Genomic DNA, 15,690 nt, shown 5'->3' on the forward strand with positions numbered 1-15,690 from the left:
TTCATCACCGGCCCCGACGTCGTCAAGGCGGTCACCGGCGAGGAGATCACGCAGAACGGCCTGGGCGGCGCCGACGTCCACGCCGAGACCTCGGGTGTGGCGCACTTCGCCTACGACGACGAAGAGACCTGCATCGCCGAGGTCCGCTACCTGTTGTCGCTGCTGCCCCAGAACAACCGGACGACCCCGCCGCGGGTGCGCTGCTCTGACCCCGTCGACCGTCGTTGCGAGGTGCTGGCGGACTTGGTGCCGGCGGACGGACACCAGCCGTACGACATGACGAAGGTGATCGAGGAGATCGTCGACGACGGTGAGTACCTCGAGGTCCACGAGCGCTGGGCGCGCAACGTGGTCTGCGCGCTGGCCCGGCTGGACGGGGAGGTCGTCGGCATCGTCGCCAACCAGCCGCAGGCGCTGGCCGGGGTGCTGGACATCGAGGCCTCCGAGAAGGCCGCGCGGTTCGTGCAGTGGTGCGACTCCTTCAACGTGCCGCTCGTGACGCTGGTGGACGTTCCGGGCTTCCTGCCCGGCGTCGGCCAGGAGCAGGGCGGGATCATCCGGCACGGCGCGAAGCTGCTGTACGCGTACTGCAACGCGACCGTGCCGCGCGTCTCGCTGATCCTGCGCAAGGCCTACGGAGGTGCGTACATCGTCATGGACAGCCAGCCCATCGGCGCCGACCTGACGTATGCCTGGCCGACCAACGAGATCGCCGTGATGGGCGCGGAGGGCGCGGCCAACGTCGTCTTCCGGCGGCAGATCGCCGAGGCGGACGACCCCGAGGCCATGCGCCAGAAGGTGGTCAAGGAGTACCGGGCCGAGCTGATGCACCCGTACTACGCGGCCGAACGCGGCCTGGTCGACGACGTCATCGACCCCGCGGACACCCGCGAGGTCCTCGTCCGTGCCCTGGCGATGCTGCGGACCAAGCACGCCGACCTGCCCTCCCGCAAGCACGGCAACCCACCGCAGTGAACCGACGAACGACGGGACACACGGCAGGCGCCCCCGCCCGGGAGTGCCTGCCGTGTCCCGGCCCAGGAGACGATTGATGGTCAAGCAGGAGCGCGCGGCCCGCACCCGCCAGGCTCTGATCCGTGCCGGAGCCGAAGTGTTCGCGGAGGAGGGCTTCGCCCGCGCCTCGCTGACGACGATCAGCCGTCAGGCCGGGGTGAGCAACGGCGCGCTGCACTTCCACTTCGAGAACAAGCAGGCGCTGACGCAGGCCATCGTGGCTCAGGCACTGGAGGTCGTGCGCCAGATCGTGCGGGACGCCGGGGCGCGGGACGGCGGTCCGCTGGAGGAACTGGTGGCGGCCACGCACCAGTTGATGAGCCGGATCGGGGACGACGCCGTCGTCCGGGCCGGGTTCGAGCTGTCCGACGGCCCGGGCGGGGGAGAGGGTCCGGTGCTCCGGCGCGAATGGCAGCGCTGGGTCGAGGACGTGCTGCTGCGGGCCGGCGAGGACGGCTGGCTCGCCGAGGAGGTGTCGGCGGACGACGCCGCGACCGCCGTCGTGGCCGCCACGATCGGGTTCGAGGTGCTCAGCGGCACGGACAAGACGTGGCTGTCGGAGGAGAGGGTCACGCGGTTCTGGGATCTGCTGCTGCCCCGGCTGACGGGACGGGGCCCGCGGTCCTCCTGAAAACAGTCCGAGCGGTCGTGTTTTTGGGACCTTTGTGCGGTCGTGCAGGGGTGCAGTCGTCTCGTGCGGTTCCCTGGTCCCCTGCCCGGCGGATGAAAGGCCAGCTCAAGCGGCCATCGAGCGCCAGTGGAGTGAGCCGGGAGGAAAAAAACAGCGCGTATGGTTTGGTATTGACAAACCATCCGGCCCGTTTTTTACTGGGAGCCCAGTAGCGGGACAGGGGAGACGGCATGGACATCGCAGTACTGGGCGCATTGGACGTGAGGGAGAACGGGGTCTCGGTGACCCCGACGGCACCGAAGCCGCGCCAGGTGCTGGCGCTGCTCGCCCTGCACGCCGATCAGGTGGTGCCCGTCGCCACGCTGATCGAGGAACTCTGGGGCGAGCAGCCGCCGCGCAGCGCGCGCACCACGCTCCAGACCTACGTACTCCAGCTCCGGGAACTGATCTCGGCGGCCGTCGAGCACGACCCGGAAGGCGCCCCGGCGCGCACCGCCAAGGACGTGCTCGTCACCTCGCCGGGGGGCTACCTGCTCAACACCTCGGGCGGCGCCAGCGACGTCCGCGAGTTCGAGCGGCTGGCCGGCACGGGCTACCGGGCCATGGACGCCGGAGACTTCGCGGGCGCGGCCCGGCAGCTCCGGGACGCCCTCTCCCTGTGGACCGGCTCCGCGCTCGCCGACGTACAGACCGGCGCGCAGCTCGAGATGGAGACCCGGAGGCTGGAGGAGACCCGGCTGTGCGCACTCGACCAGCGCATCGAGGCCGACCTGCGGCTGGGCCGCCACCGTGAGCTGCTGGGCGAGCTGACCGTCCTGGTCAGCCGTCACCGCACCCACGAGAACCTGCACGGCCAGTTCATGCTGGCCCTGCACCGCTCCGGCCGCCGCAGCGAGGCCCTCGACGTCTACGCGCGGCTGCGCACCGCCCTGGTCCGGGAACTGGGCCTGGAGCCCTCCGCCGGGCTGCGCCGGATGCAGCGGTCGATCCTGATGGCCGGGCCCGAACCGACCCCCGTCGCCCCCGCCGGCGGCGAGCGGCTCAGCCGGGTCGGCTGAGCCGCAGTCCCGCGTAGACGCTCCGCAGGTGAGGAGGGGGCCCGCGATGCAGGCCAGGTCGGAAAGGACGCGGCGCAGGCTCGTCCGGGCAGGCGCCCACATGTTCGATCGCAACGGCTATGCCAGCGCCACACTGGGACAGATCGCGCAGGAGGCCGGACTGACGAAGGGGGCGCTGTACTTCCACTTCGCCTCCAAGGAAGGACTGGCCGACGCCGTCCAGGAACAGGGCCGGGCCCTGCTGCGCGACTTCGTGTCGGGCCGGCGGGAGTCCGGGGTGCCGCCGGTGCAGGCGCTGATCGACATGACGCACTGGCTGGCCCGGGTGCTCCACGAGGACCCGGTGATCCGCGCCAGCTTCCGGATCACCAACGAACGCACCGGGCGGCAGCCGCCCGTCACCGACTTCCACCAGGCGTGGATCACCGAGGTGCTGCGGCTCATCGACCGGGCACGCGAGGCCGGGGACCTGCGCGACCACATCTGCGCGGACGGCCCCGAGACGCTGCTGTCCGCGGCGGTGTGCGGCATCGGCGTGCTGGCCGGCACCGGTGTCTGCCGTCCGGAACTGCGCCGCAAGGTCGCGGCGTTGTGGGACCCGCTGCTGGCGGCCCTCGTACCGGCCGAGCACATCGAGCGCTACGACGTGCGCGCCTCGGCACTGACCGCCGGGCCCGCCGGGGCCGCCGGGGCCGCCTGAGCGGCGGGCGGATCCCTCCTGCGGACCAGACGCGGCCCCGCGGTTCATGCCGTCCGGCGATGGTCCGAGGCCCCACCCCTCTTCGATACTTCCGTCGTCGGCCGGCCGGGACGGACGGACCTTTGGAGTCAAGCCATGCCCCAACACAGCGAGACATCCCCGAACGAGGTGTCCGCCGACCTGATGACCGAACTCGTGGGAATGCTCGCCACCGTGCTGCGCCTGAAGGCCGAACGGATCGACGAGACACAGACGTTCCAGGCGCTGGGCCTCGACTCGCTGCTGACCGTCGAGTTCGTCGCCACCGTCAACGCCCGTTACGGCACGGCGGTCAAACCGGACGCGCTCTTCGACCACCCCACGCTGCTCGAACTGGCCCGGCACGTGGCCCGCGAGCGGGGCATGCCCGGCGACGCCCCCTTCGACGGGCCCGTCTCCCGCCCGGCCGTGCGCACGTCCCCGCCCGCCCCCGCCCGGGCACCCCTGCCCTCCGCGGGAGCGGTGCTCGACGTGCTGCGCGAGGAACTCGCCCGCATCCTGTGCTGCGACCCCTGGGACATCGACACCAAGGCCCCCTTCAACGTGCTGGGCGTGGACTCCATCCTGGGCGCGGAGTTCGTGGCGACGATCAACGACATCTACGGCCTGCGGGAGCGCGCCGTCACCCTCTACGACCACCCGGACCTGGCCGCCATGGCCGCCCACGTCGTCTCCGCCACGCCGGCGGGCACCGCGGCCCCCCGGCCCGCCCCGACCGTGCCCGGCCCGGCCCCGGCCGCCCGCGTGATGGGCATCGACGCGCTCCTCGACGCGGTGCGCGAGGACCGGATCTCCGTCGACGACGCGCTCGGCCTGCTGCGTCCTCGGTCCTGAACGGGCGGAAGAAGAATGGACGAACGCGAGATACTCACCCGCTTCAAGGCGGGCACGCTGGAACGTACGGAGGCCACCCGGCTGCTGGCCGGCGCGACGGCCCGGACACCGGCGACGGCCCCGGCACCGCAGGAGCAGCCGCACACCGCTCCGCCCCGCACCGACGGCCCTCCCGTGACGGACGGCCGGTACGCCGTCGTCGGCCTCGCCGGACGCTACCCCCTGGCCGACGACCCGCACGCCTTCTGGGAGAACCTGCGCAAGGGCCGCGACACCGCCCGCGGCGCGCCCTCGGGACGGCCCGGCGGATCCGTGCTCGCCCCGGGACAGCGCGGGCACTTCCTGGACGGCGTCGCGGAGTTCGACGCCGAGTTCTTCGGACTCACGCCCCGCGAAGGCGCCCTGCTCGACCCCCAGGAACGGCTGCTGCTGGAGACCGCCTGGGAGGCCCTGGAGGACGCCGGCTGCACCGGTGCCCGGCTGGACGCCCTGACCGGCCCCGGCGGCGTGCCGCGCGCGGTCGGGGTCTTCGTCGGCGTCAGCTCCGCGGACTACGCGCTGCTGGCCGCCGAGGCCTGGGGACGCGGCCGGCGCGAGATGCCCCGCAGCGGTCACGGCAGCCTGCCCGGCAGGCTCGCGGCGCTGCTCGGGCTGAGCGGGCCCGGGCAGGCCGTCGACACCGGCGCCTGCTCGGCCCTCACCGCCGTCCACCTCGCCGTCGAGTCGCTGGCGCGCGGCGAGTGCGCCGCGGCCGTCGCCGGCGGCGTCGAACTGCTGCTGCACGCCTCGCGGGCCGGTGACGGCGCCGGGGAAGGGGTGGGCGCGGTGGTGCTCAAGCGGCTCGACCGGGCGCTGCGCGACGGGGACCGGGTGCACGCCGTCGTCCGGGACACCTGGAGCGGCTTCCGGCGGACGGCACCGCAGCACGGCACGGCTGACGACGGCACCCGCGGGGCCGGTGGCTTCCGGCTGCGCGAGACCCGCGACACACTCGTCCGGCGCGTCGGGGACGCCGGCGCGGCCCTGGGCATCGCGGGCCTCACCGCCGCCGCGCTCCAGGCGGGGCACGGGGTGATCGCCCCCGCAACGGAAGGGGAGGAGCCCGTGCCGTGGCAGCGGGCCCGTGACGACCAGGGACGCGAAGTGCCGCGCGGCGCCACGGTCGAGGTGGACGACGGGCAGGGGCTCGCCGCCGGGGCGGTCGTCGAGGAGTTCCCGGGCGTGCCCGCCACGGCACCGGCCGACGCGGACGGCGGCGACCAGCTCGTCCTGCTGTCCGCGCCCACCCGCGCCCACCTCGTGGCCGACGCAGCCCGGCTGGCCGACTGGCTGCAGGCGCGCGGGGAGGACCCCGACGGCGCAGTACTCGCCGAGGCGGCGCGGCATCTGCGGACCGGGCGGGCCGCCCTGCCCTGCCGGATCGCGGTCCTCGCCGCCGACGTGCCCGAACTGGTCGCCGCGCTCAGGCGGTTCGCCGAGACCGGGACCACGGGCGGGAACCTGCGCCATGCCGACCTGCGCAACGGCGCCGATCCGCTGGGACTGGGCGAGGCCCCCGAGACCCGCGACTACCTGGCAGCGCTGTGGCGCAGCGGGCGGATCGAACAGCTCGTCCGGCTGTGGCTGAGCGGCGTCGACGCCGACTGGGCCGCGCTGGAGGGCCCGGCCGCGACGAGGGGAGCGGTGCCGCCGCCGTCGGCGTTCCTGCGGCGGACACTGTGGCTGGACCCGGTGGGGGAGCGGGCCGGATGAACGGTACGCCCACGGTGCCGCAGCACCCCGCGACCCCCGGGCCGGACGAGACGGTGAAGCTGTGGTTCTGCCCCAACGACGAACTGGCCCCCGGCATCGCCGCCACCCTCGCCGCGCACTGGCTGGACGAGCACGAGCAGGAGACCGCGGGCCGGTTCCTCTTCGAACGCGACCGGCGCCAGTACCTCGTCGCCCACACCCTCGTACGGCGGGTGCTGGCGCTGGAGAGCGGGGTGCCCGAGCCCGAGGCGGTGATCTGGCGATCCTCGCGCGGACGGCCGTTCCTGCAGAAACCGCCGGAGGGACTGCCCCGCGGTGGACGCGAGCTGGACTTCAACCTCTCCCACGCCCAGGGACACAACCTGCTCGGCGTGGTGCGGCGCCACCGCATCGGCGTCGACGTGGAACGACTCGACCGCGGCGACCAGGGCCTGGACACCATCGTGGAGACCTTCGCCGAGGAGGAACGCCACTGGGTGGCCGAGGCCGCGCCGGGCCGGCCCCGCGACCGGCGGGTGCTGCGGCTGTGGACCCTGAAGGAGGCGTACTCCAAGGCGCGGGGACTGGGCCTCGGACTCCCCTTCGACTCCTTCTCCTTCACGCTCGCCGAGGACCGCGGGGTGACCGGCTTCCGGCCGCCCGACAACGACCACGAACGCTGGTGGCGCTTCGTGGAGCTGGAGCCGGTGCCCGACGTGGTGGCCGCCGTCGCCGTGCTGGCCGGCCCCGAGGCGCCGCCCGCCCTCCAGCTCCACCACGGCTTCCCCTGGGGACGCGCCGCGCCGCGCCTGGTGCCGCTGCCCGAGCCCGTGTCCGTACTGGTCTGAGGGGTCCTCGCACGATGATCGCCCCGCCGCAGACCACGCAGAAGAAGGACCCATGACGACAAGCCCCGCCCCCGGCCCCTGGCTCCGGAACTTCCGTCCCGCCCCCGGCGCCCCGGTCCGGCTGGTGTGCCTGCCGCACGCCGGCGGATCGGCCGGGTTCTTCTACCCCGTCGCCCGGGAGCTGGCCCCGCGGGTGGAGGTGCTGGCCGTGCAGTACCCGGGCCGCCAGGACCGCCTGCGGGAACCGGCCGTTCCCGACATCGGGACGCTCGCCGAGCGGATCGCCGGCGAACTGGGCCCGTGGACGGACCGGCCCTACGCCCTGTTCGGGCACAGCATGGGGGCGATCGTCGCCTTCGAGACCGCGCGCCTGCTGCAGGAGGCCGGCCGCGCTCCCGTCGGGCTGTTCGTCTCCGGACGCCGCGCCCCCGCGCTGGACCACGCCGGTGACCGGCAGCCCGTCACCGACGCCGAAGTCCTCGCGGAAGTGAGGGAGTTGAACGGCACCGGGGACGTGCTGCTCGACGACGAGGCGACGCTGCAGCTGATCCTGCCCGCCCTGCGCTCCGACTACCAGGCGGTGCGCGACTACCGCTACCGGACCGGTCCGGCGCTCGCCTGCCCCGTCACCGCGTTCACCGGCGACCGCGATCCCAAGGCCGAACTCGGCCAGGTGCGGGCCTGGCGGCAGCACACCCGGTCCGCGTTCGAGGTGAACGTGCTGCCCGGCGGCCATTTCTTCCTCGTCGACCGGGCCGCCGAGGTGTGGGGCCTCGTCGAGGACCGCCTGACCGCCCTCAGCGGCGCGCCGGTGCCCGCTCCGCTTGGCGCCGGGCGAGGGTGAGGGTGGCGGCGGTGGTGCGGCCCAGCGCCTCACGGACGTGCCGGCGGGCGTCGGCGACGGTGGCACCCGCGCCGAGGACCGGCTCGACTGCCTCCTCGCGCAGGATCACGTCGTGCCGCGCGGTCACGGTGACACCCGTGGCGTCGGGGACGACGGTCCAGGCACCGGTGTGGGCGTCCATCAGGGCCGGGGTGACGGTCTGCTTGTGGACGATGCGCAGCGCGTCGGGGAAGCAGACGCGGATGGACTCGGTGGTGTGCACCGTCCCGTCGGCGGTGCGGGTGTCCATCGACATCACCTGCACGCCGGGGCTCTCCTCGGTCAGCTCCAGGCGGTCGACGTGCGGGATCAGCCGCGGCCAGGCCGCGGCGTCGTGCAGGAAGTCGTAGACCGCACCGGCCGGGCCCGCGATCCGCACCGAGTCCTCGAAGGAGAGCGTCCGTTCCGCCAGGCCCGGCCACCGCCGCGCCAGCTCACCGACCCGGCCCAGCTCCGCGCGGCTGTTGGTGTCCGTGGCCCGCTCCACCCATGCGACGTCCTCGGGGCGGTCGCCGCCGACCGTGAAGTCGTGCAGCAGGACCAGCCGGCACGCGTGCGCGCCCCGTTCCTCGACGATCCAGCTGCCGCCCATCCCCGTGAGCGGCGCGGCCGACACCTCCTGACGGAAATCGACGCGGCGCCCGGCCGGGTCCAGCCGGCGGCGCGACGTCCACGACTTGACCGTGCCGTTGGCGGTCGCCCACATCCGCAGCCGCTCGTGCGTGCCGTCCGACGCGAGCCGTTCCACGTGCACGTTCGGCGGGAAGACCAGCGGCCACCGCCGTGCGTCCGCGATCAGCCCGTACACGACCGCCGCGGGCGCGGCGATCTCCACCTCGTGCGCGGTGCGGTGCACCCGTTCGGCCGACACCTTCGCCACCTCTTTCTCTCGAAGGTTCCCTCAGAGGTCTCCTCCAAGGGGAAGGGCAGGTCACGCCCGGCACGCCGGGAGGCCGCCGTGGTACTCCGTCATCTCCCGGAACAGCGCCGGGACGTCCAGTGGGTCGCCGGGGGCCGCGCCCCGCTCCTCCGCGTAGGCGCGGTGCAGGTTGGGCACCAGCCGTTCGGCGTCCAGCAGCCCCGCGAAGGGGCCGGGGCCGGCGGCGCGGGCCAGCTCCAGCGGGCTCACGCCGTCCGCGACGCCCTGGCGGGCCAGGTCGCGCAGCCGGCGGAAGTACGCCTCGTCGGCGTCGAACAGCTCGGGTCCGCCGACCGGACCGTGACCGGGCACGACCACCAGCGGATCGAGGCGGCGCATGCGGTCCAGGGCGGCCAGGGAGCCGCCGACCGACCCCATCAGGCAGAACGGTGTGACCCCGGACATCACCACGTCGCCGGTGAACAGCACCCGCTGCTCGGGCAGCCACACCGCCGTGTCGTTCGTGGTGTGCGCGGCCGGGCCGAGGTGCAGCAGTTCCACCCGCACCCCGCCCGCGTGCACGGTGAGCGCGTCCCGGTAGGTGACCTCCGGCAGCGCGAGTTCGATGTCGCCCCAGCACACCTCGGGCCACAGGGACGTCAGATGCAGTCCCGCCGCCGCCATGTGGGAGCGGGTCCGCTCGTGCGCGAGGACCACGGCCTCCGGGAACAGGTGGTTGCCGAAGGTGTGGTCACCGTGGAAGTGAGTGTTGACCAGCGTGCGCGGCGGTGTGCCCGCGACGCGCAGTACCTCCGCGCGCAGCCGCCGCGCCCGCGCCTCGGTCGCCGCCGTGTCGACGAGCACGCTCGCGCCCCCGTCGCCCACGACCAGGCCCGCGTTGTTCAGGCACCAGCCGCCGTCGCCCTGCACGAAGGCGTACACCCCGTCGGCCACTTCCGCCGCCACGGCACCGGCGGCACCGGCGGACACCACCGTCATCCCGGCGCCCCGCTCAGGCGGCGGTGCGCTCGGACAGCGCCCGGTTGACCAGGTCGAGAAAGGCGCGCGGGGTGTCGGCCTCGTCGATGGCCTCCTCGTCCAGCAGCACGTCCCAGTCCCGCTCGATGCGCCCGGTCGTCTGCAGCACCGCCAGCGAGTCGTAGCCCAGATCGGCGAACGGCACGTCCAGCACGTCGCCGTCCAGGTCCACACCCTCCTCCTCGCCGGCGCACTCGCGCAGCAGGGCGATCAGGTCAGTGAGTTCGAGCCGGTTCACGTCGTCCCTCTTTTCTCGGTGTCCTTCGCGTACGGGCCGGGGGGTGGGGCTTCAGGCACGGACCACGGCGGCGGCGTTGAAGCCGCCGCGTCCGCGCGCCAGGACCAGTGCCGTGCGCAGGGCGACGCCCCGGCGCGGCGTGCCGGTCACCAGGTCCACGGGGCAGTCCTCGGCCGGCTGCCGGGTTCCGGTGGTGGGCGGGATCACCTGGTCCCGCAGCGCGAACAGGGCGGCGGCCAGGTCCAGCGCGGCACCGCCGGAGGCGAGCCGGCCGGTCATGCTCTTCGGCGCGGTCACCGGGACGCCGTACGCCCCGAACAACCCGGCGATCGCCCGGGCCTCGGCGCGGTCCGCCACCCGTTCCCCGGCGCCGTCGGCGAAGACGACGTCGACCTGGTCGGGCCGTACTCCGGCGTCCGCGAGGGCGAGTTCGGCCGCGGCGGCCAGACGGGAGCCGTCGCCCGCGGCGGGGTCCGGGTCGAAGGTGGCCGCGTACCCGGCGACCGTGCCGTACACCCGGGCGCCCCGGGCGCGGGCGGCGTCGGCGCTCTCCAGAACCAGCAGCGCACCGCCCTCGCCGGGGACGTAGCCGCTTGCCTGCGCCGAGAACGGCAGGAAGGCCCGGTCGGGGTCGTCGGCGAGGCTCATGCGGCCCTCCGCCAGGTGCGCGGCCCACGCCCACGGGCACAGCGCGGAGTCGACCGCGCCGGTCACCACCAGCGAGGCGCCCCGGCGCAACTGGCGGCGGGCCTGCCCGACGGCGTCGATACCGCCGGCCTGCTCGGACACCAGCACCCCGCTGGCCCCGCGCAGCCCGTGCCGGATGGAGATCTGCCCGCTGTTGACGGCGTAGAACCAGGCGAACGCCTGATAGGCGCTGACGTGCTGGCTGCCCTTGCTCCACAGGGCCTGCAGTTCGCGCTGGCCGAACTCGAAACCGCCCGCGGACGCCCCGGTGACCGCCCCCGCCGCGTACTCGGGCAGCTCGGCCGGGTCGACGCCGGCGTCCCGCAGCGCCTCCTCGGCGGCCGTCAGCGACAGCCGTGTCACCTGGTCGGTCTGCGGCAGCAGCCGGCTCGGCACGTGCTCCTCGGCGACGAAGCCCGGGACCTCACCGGCCAGCCGGGCCGGATAGCGGGAGGCGTCGAAGCGGGTCAGCGGACGGATGCCGCTCTCGCCGCGCAGCACGGCCGCCCACCAGGCGTCGGCGCCCAGCCCGTTGGGGGCGGCGACGCCGATGCCGGTGACCACGGCGTGGGTGGTGCCGGCGCTCGCGTCACGGGCGGCGGGGGCGAGGACGGGCGTGCCGGTCATGCGCGTACCCCCAGGTGCGGGCGGGTCAGGACCATGGCGCTCTGGAAACCGCCGAAGCCGCTGCCCACGGTCAGAACCGTGTCGGTGACCTGTTCGCGGGCGACGAGCGGGGTGTAGTCCAGGTCGCAGGCGGGGTCGGGTTCGTGCAGGTTGGCCGTGGGCGGCACGGTGCCGTGCTCGATGGCCAGGGCGCTGGCGGCCACCTCGAGGGAGCCGATCGCGCCGAGCGAGTGCCCGATCATCGACTTGATGGAGCTGACGGGCACCTCGTAGGCGCGGGCCCCGAGGCTCTGCTTGAACGCCGTCGTCTCGTGCCGGTCGTTCTGCTTGGTGCCCGAGCCGTGGGCGTTGACGTAGTCGACGGCGTCGGGGGCGAGACGGGCCTCGTCCAGGGCGGCGGTGATGGCCTCGGCCATCTCCCGGCCGTCGGAGCGCAGACCGGTCATGTGGTAGGCGTTGCTGCGGCTGGCGAAGCCCGCGATCTCCGCGTACACGTGCGCGCCGCGGCGGCGGGCCCGCTCCAGTTCCTCCAGGACCAGGACGGCCGACCCCTCGCCGAGCACGAACCCGTTGCGGGTGCGGTCGAAGGGCCGCGAGGCGGTCTCCGGTTCGTCGTTGCGGGGCGAGGTGGCCCGGATCGCGTCGAAGCAGGCCACGGTGATGGGGGAGACGGGGGCCTCGGTGGCGCCCGTGACCATGACGTCGGCGCTGCCCTCGCGGATCAGCTCCACCGCGTGCCCCACCGCGTCCAGGCCCGAGGTGCAGCCCGTGGACACCAGCGACACCGGGCCCTGGGCGCCGGTCGTGCGGGCGACCTCGGCGGCCAGCGAACTGGGCACGAAGTAGTCGAACAGATGGGGGACGGCCCGTTCGTGGTCGACGAGCCAGTGCGAGCCGTTGTCGCTGACCGCGGCGTACTCGACGTCCAGGCCGGTGGTGCAGCCGAGCGCGCTGCCGAGGGTGACCCCGGTGCGCAGCGGGTCGAGCGTGCCGTCCAGTCCGCTGTCGGCCAGGGCCTCGCGGGTGCTGACCACCGCGAACTGCGCGGCCCTGTCCAGGCGTTCGGCCTCATCGGGGGTGAAGCCGTGCGCGGCGGCGTCGAAGTCCACCTCCGCGGCGATCTTCGAACGGAACTGGGCGGGGTCGAACAGAGTGATGCCGCGGGTGGCCGTGCGGCCCGCGGTGAGCACCGACCAGAACTCCTTCGTGCCCACGCCCCCCGGGGCGACCACTCCGATCCCGGTGATCACGACCCGTCTCATCGGCTGTTCCTCACAGTTGCCCTCCAGGTCTCGCCACGTTCCGCTCAGCGTGGTCGAGGTGCCTGGAGGACGGCTCGAACCCGGTGCGCGCGAGCGCCACCGGCGCCGCTCAGCCCGTCTCCGGCAGGCGGGACACCAGCGCGTCGAACCGGCTCACCAGCGCCTCCTGACGGCTCACCAGCGCGTCGATGTGCTGTTGCAGGCGGGCGATCTCACTGCCCAGTTCCAGGGCGCCGGTCAGCGGCGTCGGCCCGTTCGGGAGGCCGGGGCCGGCGGGGACGGACAGGTCGGGGGCGTGGTTCAGGATCGCTTCCAGGCGGGCGCGCAGCACGGGGCCCGGCTCGATGCCGAGGGAGTCCACGAGCCGGCGCCGGGCGCGCTCGTAGACGCCGAGCGCCTCGGCCTGCCGGCCGCTGCGGTAGAGGGCGACCATCAGCAGGTCGTAGAAGCGTTCCCGCAACGGGTGGTCGGCCGTCAGCTTCTCCAGTTCGCCGGTGATCTCACCGTGCTGGGCGCAGCGCAGACTCGCCTCGTACAGGGTCTCCAGGGCGGTCAGGCGGTGCTCCTCCAGGTGGTCCGCCTCGCCCGCGCAGAGCGGGCCGTAGCGGCTGTCCTGCAGGGCCGGGCCGCGCCACAGTGCCAGGGCGCGGCGCAGCAGTCTGGCCGCGTGGCCGGGGTCGGTGGCGACCGCCGCGCGGCCTTTGGCGGACAGCCGGTGGAAGTGCTGGACGTCGGTGGTGGCACGGCCCAGGCTCAGCAGATAGCCGGTCGGCAGGGTGGTGATCCACTCGTGGCCGGCCGACGGCACGGGCTCGCGCGGCAGCAGCCGGCGCAGCCGGGCCACGTGGGCCTGCAGCGCGTTCGCCGCGTTCGACGGGGGCCGGTCGCCCCACAGCTCCTCGGTGAGCTGGTCCACGGACAGCAGCCGGCCCGCGTGCAGCACGAGCGCGGACAGCAGGACGCGCTGCTTGGGCCCGGGCGGCACGATGCCGGCACCGGTGCCGCCGTCCCGGATCTCCACCGGGCCCAGCAGCCGGAACTCGGTCCGCTCACCGCCGGACGGCAAGGCCGCCCCGGTGGTCTCGCCGCCCGGGGAGGCGGGGAGGTCCGGCGAGGCCGGGGCGAGGACCGTGACGCCGCCCGGCGTGCTCATCGCGGCACTGCTCGGTCCGGGAGCCGGTCGTACGAGGGACGGGGACCGGCGGTGCGGGCGGGCACGAGCGGGGACTGTTCCATGGTGACTCCGATGCTCGTCGGGTGCGGCGGCCGGAGAGGTCGCGGTGGCAGACGTTCCGGTTCGGCCGTGCACGACCGCGCGGTGGAGCGGGCCGCCCTTGCGACCATAGCCGTCCCGGGCGGGCGGCCACGGCGTGCGCGAGCCCCCCTCCAGCGTTCGTGCAAGCGTTCTCGAGCGGGCCGGTCCCAGGTCGAAAGCCCGCCTGTGGAAGGTCGCTCGAACGCGGGTGGAGATTCCGAGGGGTGCCACGCCAACGGGGCTAGCGTGCTGCACGGCCGACGGCTTTGAGCCACGAGTGGAACCACCCACTCAACCGGTACGGGGAGGGAAACTGTGGAGATACAGGTTCTGGGTCCGTTGAGCGCCGACGTCAACGGGATCTCGATCGTTCCGACGGCGGGCAAGCCGAGGCAACTCCTCGCTCTGCTCGCCTTCTACCCGGGCCGGGTCATGCCTGTGCCCACGCTCATGGAGGAGATCTGGGGCACGAACATGCCCCAGAGCGCCATGACGACGATGCAGACGTACATCCTGCAGCTCCGCCGCCGCCTCGGTACCGCCATGGGGCCCGACGTCCCCGGCACCGCCAAGGAGGTGCTGGCCACCCGGCACGGCGGGTATCTGCTGCAGATCCCTCCCGAGAGCGTCGACGTGCACCGGTACGAGCAGCTGGTGACGGCCGGCCAGACCGCGTTCGAGGACGGCGACGACGCGCGGGCGGCCGGGCTGTTCCGCGACGCGCTGGCCATGTGGCAGGGGACCGCGCTCGTCGACGTACGCGTGGGGCCGATCCTGGAGATCGAGGTCATGCGCCTGGAGGAGAGCCGCCTGGTGACCGTCGAGCGCCGCATCGACGCCGACCTGCGGCTCGGCCGGCACGCCGAACTCATCGCGGAGCTGACCGACCTGATCGCCCGCCACCCGCAGCACGAGGGCCTGCACTCGCAGGCCATGGTGGCGCTCTACCGCTCCGGCCGGCAGGCCACCGCGCTGGACGTCTACCGCCGGCTGCGCAAGCGGCTGATCGAGGACCTGGGCGTGGAGCCCTCGCCGCAGCTCCAGCGGCTGCACCAGGCGATGCTCACCGTCGACCCGGCGCTGGACGTGGTGTGCGGGCCGCGCCCCACCTCCACCTTCAACCTGTTCGCCGCCTGAACCCGAACGCGGCTCGAGGCCGAGGCGTGAGCCTCGGGGCGCGGGATCCGCTGCCGGGCGCGAGAAGAAGAGGGACGGCCCATGTCCGACGTACCGCTGCACTGCTTCGCGCACGCCGGAGCCGGCGTCACCTCGTTCCACGGCTGGCCGGCTCGCCTGGGCGCCGGAGTCCGGTCCGTGCCGCACCTGCTGCCGGGCCGCGAGCGCAGGCGCCGGGAACCCCGCGCGACGAGCCGCGAGGCGCTGCTGGCGGACCTGATGGACGACTTCCGCGACCTGTCCGGGCCGTACGTGCTCTACGGGCACAGCCTCGGCGGGCTGGTCGCCTACACCCTCACCCGGGCCCTGCACGAGGCCGGGCTGCCCGGTCCGGCCCTGCTCGCCGTGGGGGCCTGCCCGCCGCCCGACGCCGTCTCCGAACTCGCCGACGCCTGCCGGGAGTCCGACGAACGACTGCTGCGGCTGCTCGACGCCTGCGGAGCCGTACCGCAGGGGGTCGTGCCCGGCGACTTCTGGTACCGGTCCGTGATGCCGGTGCTGCGGGACGACCTGCTCCTCGCCGACAGTCTGCGCCGCGCCGCCCGCACCCCGTCGCCGGGCGGGCTGCCGGACGTGCCGGTGCTGGCTGTCGCCGGCTCCGCCGATCCGCTGGCGCCGCCCGCACAGCAGGCGCGGTGGCGGCACTGGACCGCGGGACCGGTGATGACCCGCACCCTGCCCGGCGACCACTTCTTCGTCCGCGAACCCGCACTGCCCCGGCTGCTCGGGCGGGCCTGCCGTGTCGTACGGCGCCTCGGCCGGGCCGCCCCGGTGCCCGGCGGGGCGCGCGGCTGACCCTTCTGCGGGCGG

At 74.2% G+C, this 15,690-nt stretch carries 16 protein-coding genes; 10 read left to right on the forward strand and 6 right to left on the reverse strand.

Annotated features, from left to right (window positions below):
- From AB0G20_RS36205 to AB0G20_RS36240, 8 genes are all read left to right on the forward strand, one after another.
- On the forward strand, positions 1–975 hold a 975-nt coding region (locus AB0G20_RS36205; RefSeq protein WP_361310215.1), incomplete at its 5' end, for a carboxyl transferase domain-containing protein.
- 76 nt (positions 976–1,051) lie between these two features.
- Entirely contained in the window at positions 1,052–1,645 is a 594-nt protein-coding gene (locus AB0G20_RS36210; RefSeq protein WP_361310218.1) for a ScbR family autoregulator-binding transcription factor, read from the forward strand.
- Positions 1,646–1,875: 230 nt separating this feature from the next.
- A complete protein-coding gene (locus tag AB0G20_RS36215; protein WP_361310221.1) occupies positions 1,876–2,703 on the forward strand; it encodes an AfsR/SARP family transcriptional regulator in 828 nt (275 codons plus the stop codon).
- A gap of 46 nt (positions 2,704–2,749) precedes the next feature.
- Positions 2,750–3,403, forward strand: coding sequence for a ScbR family autoregulator-binding transcription factor (locus tag AB0G20_RS36220; RefSeq protein ID WP_361310224.1), 654 nt, complete (start codon positions 2,750–2,752; stop codon positions 3,401–3,403).
- Positions 3,404–3,538: 135 nt separating this feature from the next.
- Positions 3,539–4,276, forward strand: coding sequence for an acyl carrier protein (locus AB0G20_RS36225; protein WP_361310227.1), 738 nt, complete (start codon positions 3,539–3,541; stop codon positions 4,274–4,276).
- Positions 4,277–4,291: 15 nt separating this feature from the next.
- Entirely contained in the window at positions 4,292–6,028 is a 1,737-nt protein-coding gene (locus tag AB0G20_RS36230; protein WP_361310229.1) for a beta-ketoacyl synthase N-terminal-like domain-containing protein, read from the forward strand.
- Positions 6,025–6,855 carry a 4'-phosphopantetheinyl transferase superfamily protein gene (locus AB0G20_RS36235; RefSeq protein ID WP_361310232.1) on the forward strand — a complete coding sequence of 277 codons (831 nt, stop codon included), beginning with the start codon at positions 6,025–6,027 and terminating at the stop codon, positions 6,853–6,855. Before AB0G20_RS36230 ends, AB0G20_RS36235 begins: the two co-directional genes overlap by 4 nt.
- A 52-nt stretch (positions 6,856–6,907) precedes the next feature.
- A complete protein-coding gene (locus tag AB0G20_RS36240; RefSeq protein ID WP_361310235.1) occupies positions 6,908–7,699 on the forward strand; it encodes an alpha/beta fold hydrolase in 792 nt (263 codons plus the stop codon).
- On the opposite strand, the gene AB0G20_RS36245 is transcribed toward AB0G20_RS36240, so the two are convergent.
- The 6 genes from AB0G20_RS36245 to AB0G20_RS36270 all read right to left on the reverse strand — a co-directional run bounded on the left by AB0G20_RS36245 (position 7,653) and on the right by AB0G20_RS36270 (position 13,602).
- Positions 7,653–8,609 (reverse strand): aromatase/cyclase, encoded by a 957-nt coding sequence (locus AB0G20_RS36245; protein WP_361310238.1) that lies wholly within the window; start codon positions 8,607–8,609, stop codon positions 7,653–7,655. The two genes, AB0G20_RS36240 and AB0G20_RS36245, sit on opposite strands and share 47 nt — an antisense overlap.
- Before the next feature lie 60 nt (positions 8,610–8,669).
- On the reverse strand, positions 8,670–9,596 hold the full coding sequence (locus tag AB0G20_RS36250) for an MBL fold metallo-hydrolase (protein ID WP_361310240.1): 927 nt from the start codon (positions 9,594–9,596) through the stop codon (positions 8,670–8,672).
- 13 nt (positions 9,597–9,609) lie between these two features.
- The gene (locus AB0G20_RS36255; RefSeq protein WP_361310243.1) at positions 9,610–9,873 is read right to left on the reverse strand and encodes an acyl carrier protein; all 264 of its coding nucleotides are present in this window, start codon (positions 9,871–9,873) and stop codon (positions 9,610–9,612) included.
- A 51-nt stretch (positions 9,874–9,924) separates the two neighbouring features.
- Complete coding sequence (locus AB0G20_RS36260; RefSeq protein ID WP_361310246.1) at positions 9,925–11,187, reverse strand: ketosynthase chain-length factor; 1,263 nt, start codon at positions 11,185–11,187, stop codon at positions 9,925–9,927.
- Positions 11,184–12,449, reverse strand: a complete 1,266-nt coding sequence (locus AB0G20_RS36265) for a beta-ketoacyl-[acyl-carrier-protein] synthase family protein (RefSeq protein WP_361310249.1) — start codon at positions 12,447–12,449, stop codon at positions 11,184–11,186. Before AB0G20_RS36265 ends, AB0G20_RS36260 begins: the two co-directional genes overlap by 4 nt.
- A gap of 109 nt (positions 12,450–12,558) precedes the next feature.
- Positions 12,559–13,602: an AfsR/SARP family transcriptional regulator gene (locus tag AB0G20_RS36270; protein ID WP_361310252.1), complete on the reverse strand. Its 1,044-nt coding sequence runs from the start codon at positions 13,600–13,602 to the stop codon at positions 12,559–12,561.
- 417 nt (positions 13,603–14,019) lie between these two features.
- Between AB0G20_RS36270 and AB0G20_RS36275 the strand changes: the two genes are divergently transcribed.
- Positions 14,020–14,841, forward strand: coding sequence for an AfsR/SARP family transcriptional regulator (locus AB0G20_RS36275; protein ID WP_361310255.1), 822 nt, complete (start codon positions 14,020–14,022; stop codon positions 14,839–14,841).
- An 81-nt stretch (positions 14,842–14,922) separates the two neighbouring features.
- Positions 14,923–15,675 (forward strand): alpha/beta fold hydrolase, encoded by a 753-nt coding sequence (locus AB0G20_RS36280; protein WP_361310258.1) that lies wholly within the window; start codon positions 14,923–14,925, stop codon positions 15,673–15,675.
- The last annotated feature ends 15 nt before the right edge of the window (positions 15,676–15,690 follow it).

Source organism: Streptomyces sp. NPDC024017, from assembly GCF_040638895.1.
In the GTDB taxonomy this organism is placed as follows: Bacteria; Actinomycetota; Actinomycetes; order Streptomycetales; family Streptomycetaceae; genus Streptomyces.

Bases quoted from the DNA above. Each gene is read 5' to 3' on its own strand.
- AB0G20_RS36225 (WP_361310227.1), top strand. From the start codon at position 3,539: ATGCCCCAACACAGCGAGACATCCCCGAACGAGGTGTCCGCCGACCTG.
- AB0G20_RS36235 (WP_361310232.1), top strand. From the start codon at position 6,025: ATGAACGGTACGCCCACGGTGCCGCAGCACCCCGCGACCCCCGGGCCG.
- AB0G20_RS36270 (WP_361310252.1), bottom strand. From the start codon at position 13,602: ATGAGCACGCCGGGCGGCGTCACGGTCCTCGCCCCGGCCTCGCCGGAC.
- AB0G20_RS36250 (WP_361310240.1), bottom strand. From the start codon at position 9,596: ATGACGGTGGTGTCCGCCGGTGCCGCCGGTGCCGTGGCGGCGGAAGTG.
- AB0G20_RS36240 (WP_361310235.1), top strand. From the start codon at position 6,908: ATGACGACAAGCCCCGCCCCCGGCCCCTGGCTCCGGAACTTCCGTCCC.
- AB0G20_RS36230 (WP_361310229.1), top strand. From the start codon at position 4,292: ATGGACGAACGCGAGATACTCACCCGCTTCAAGGCGGGCACGCTGGAA.
- AB0G20_RS36260 (WP_361310246.1), bottom strand. From the start codon at position 11,187: ATGACCGGCACGCCCGTCCTCGCCCCCGCCGCCCGTGACGCGAGCGCC.
- AB0G20_RS36215 (WP_361310221.1), top strand. From the start codon at position 1,876: ATGGACATCGCAGTACTGGGCGCATTGGACGTGAGGGAGAACGGGGTC.
- AB0G20_RS36280 (WP_361310258.1), top strand. From the start codon at position 14,923: ATGTCCGACGTACCGCTGCACTGCTTCGCGCACGCCGGAGCCGGCGTC.
- AB0G20_RS36220 (WP_361310224.1), top strand. From the start codon at position 2,750: ATGCAGGCCAGGTCGGAAAGGACGCGGCGCAGGCTCGTCCGGGCAGGC.
- AB0G20_RS36210 (WP_361310218.1), top strand. From the start codon at position 1,052: ATGGTCAAGCAGGAGCGCGCGGCCCGCACCCGCCAGGCTCTGATCCGT.
- AB0G20_RS36265 (WP_361310249.1), bottom strand. From the start codon at position 12,449: ATGAGACGGGTCGTGATCACCGGGATCGGAGTGGTCGCCCCGGGGGGC.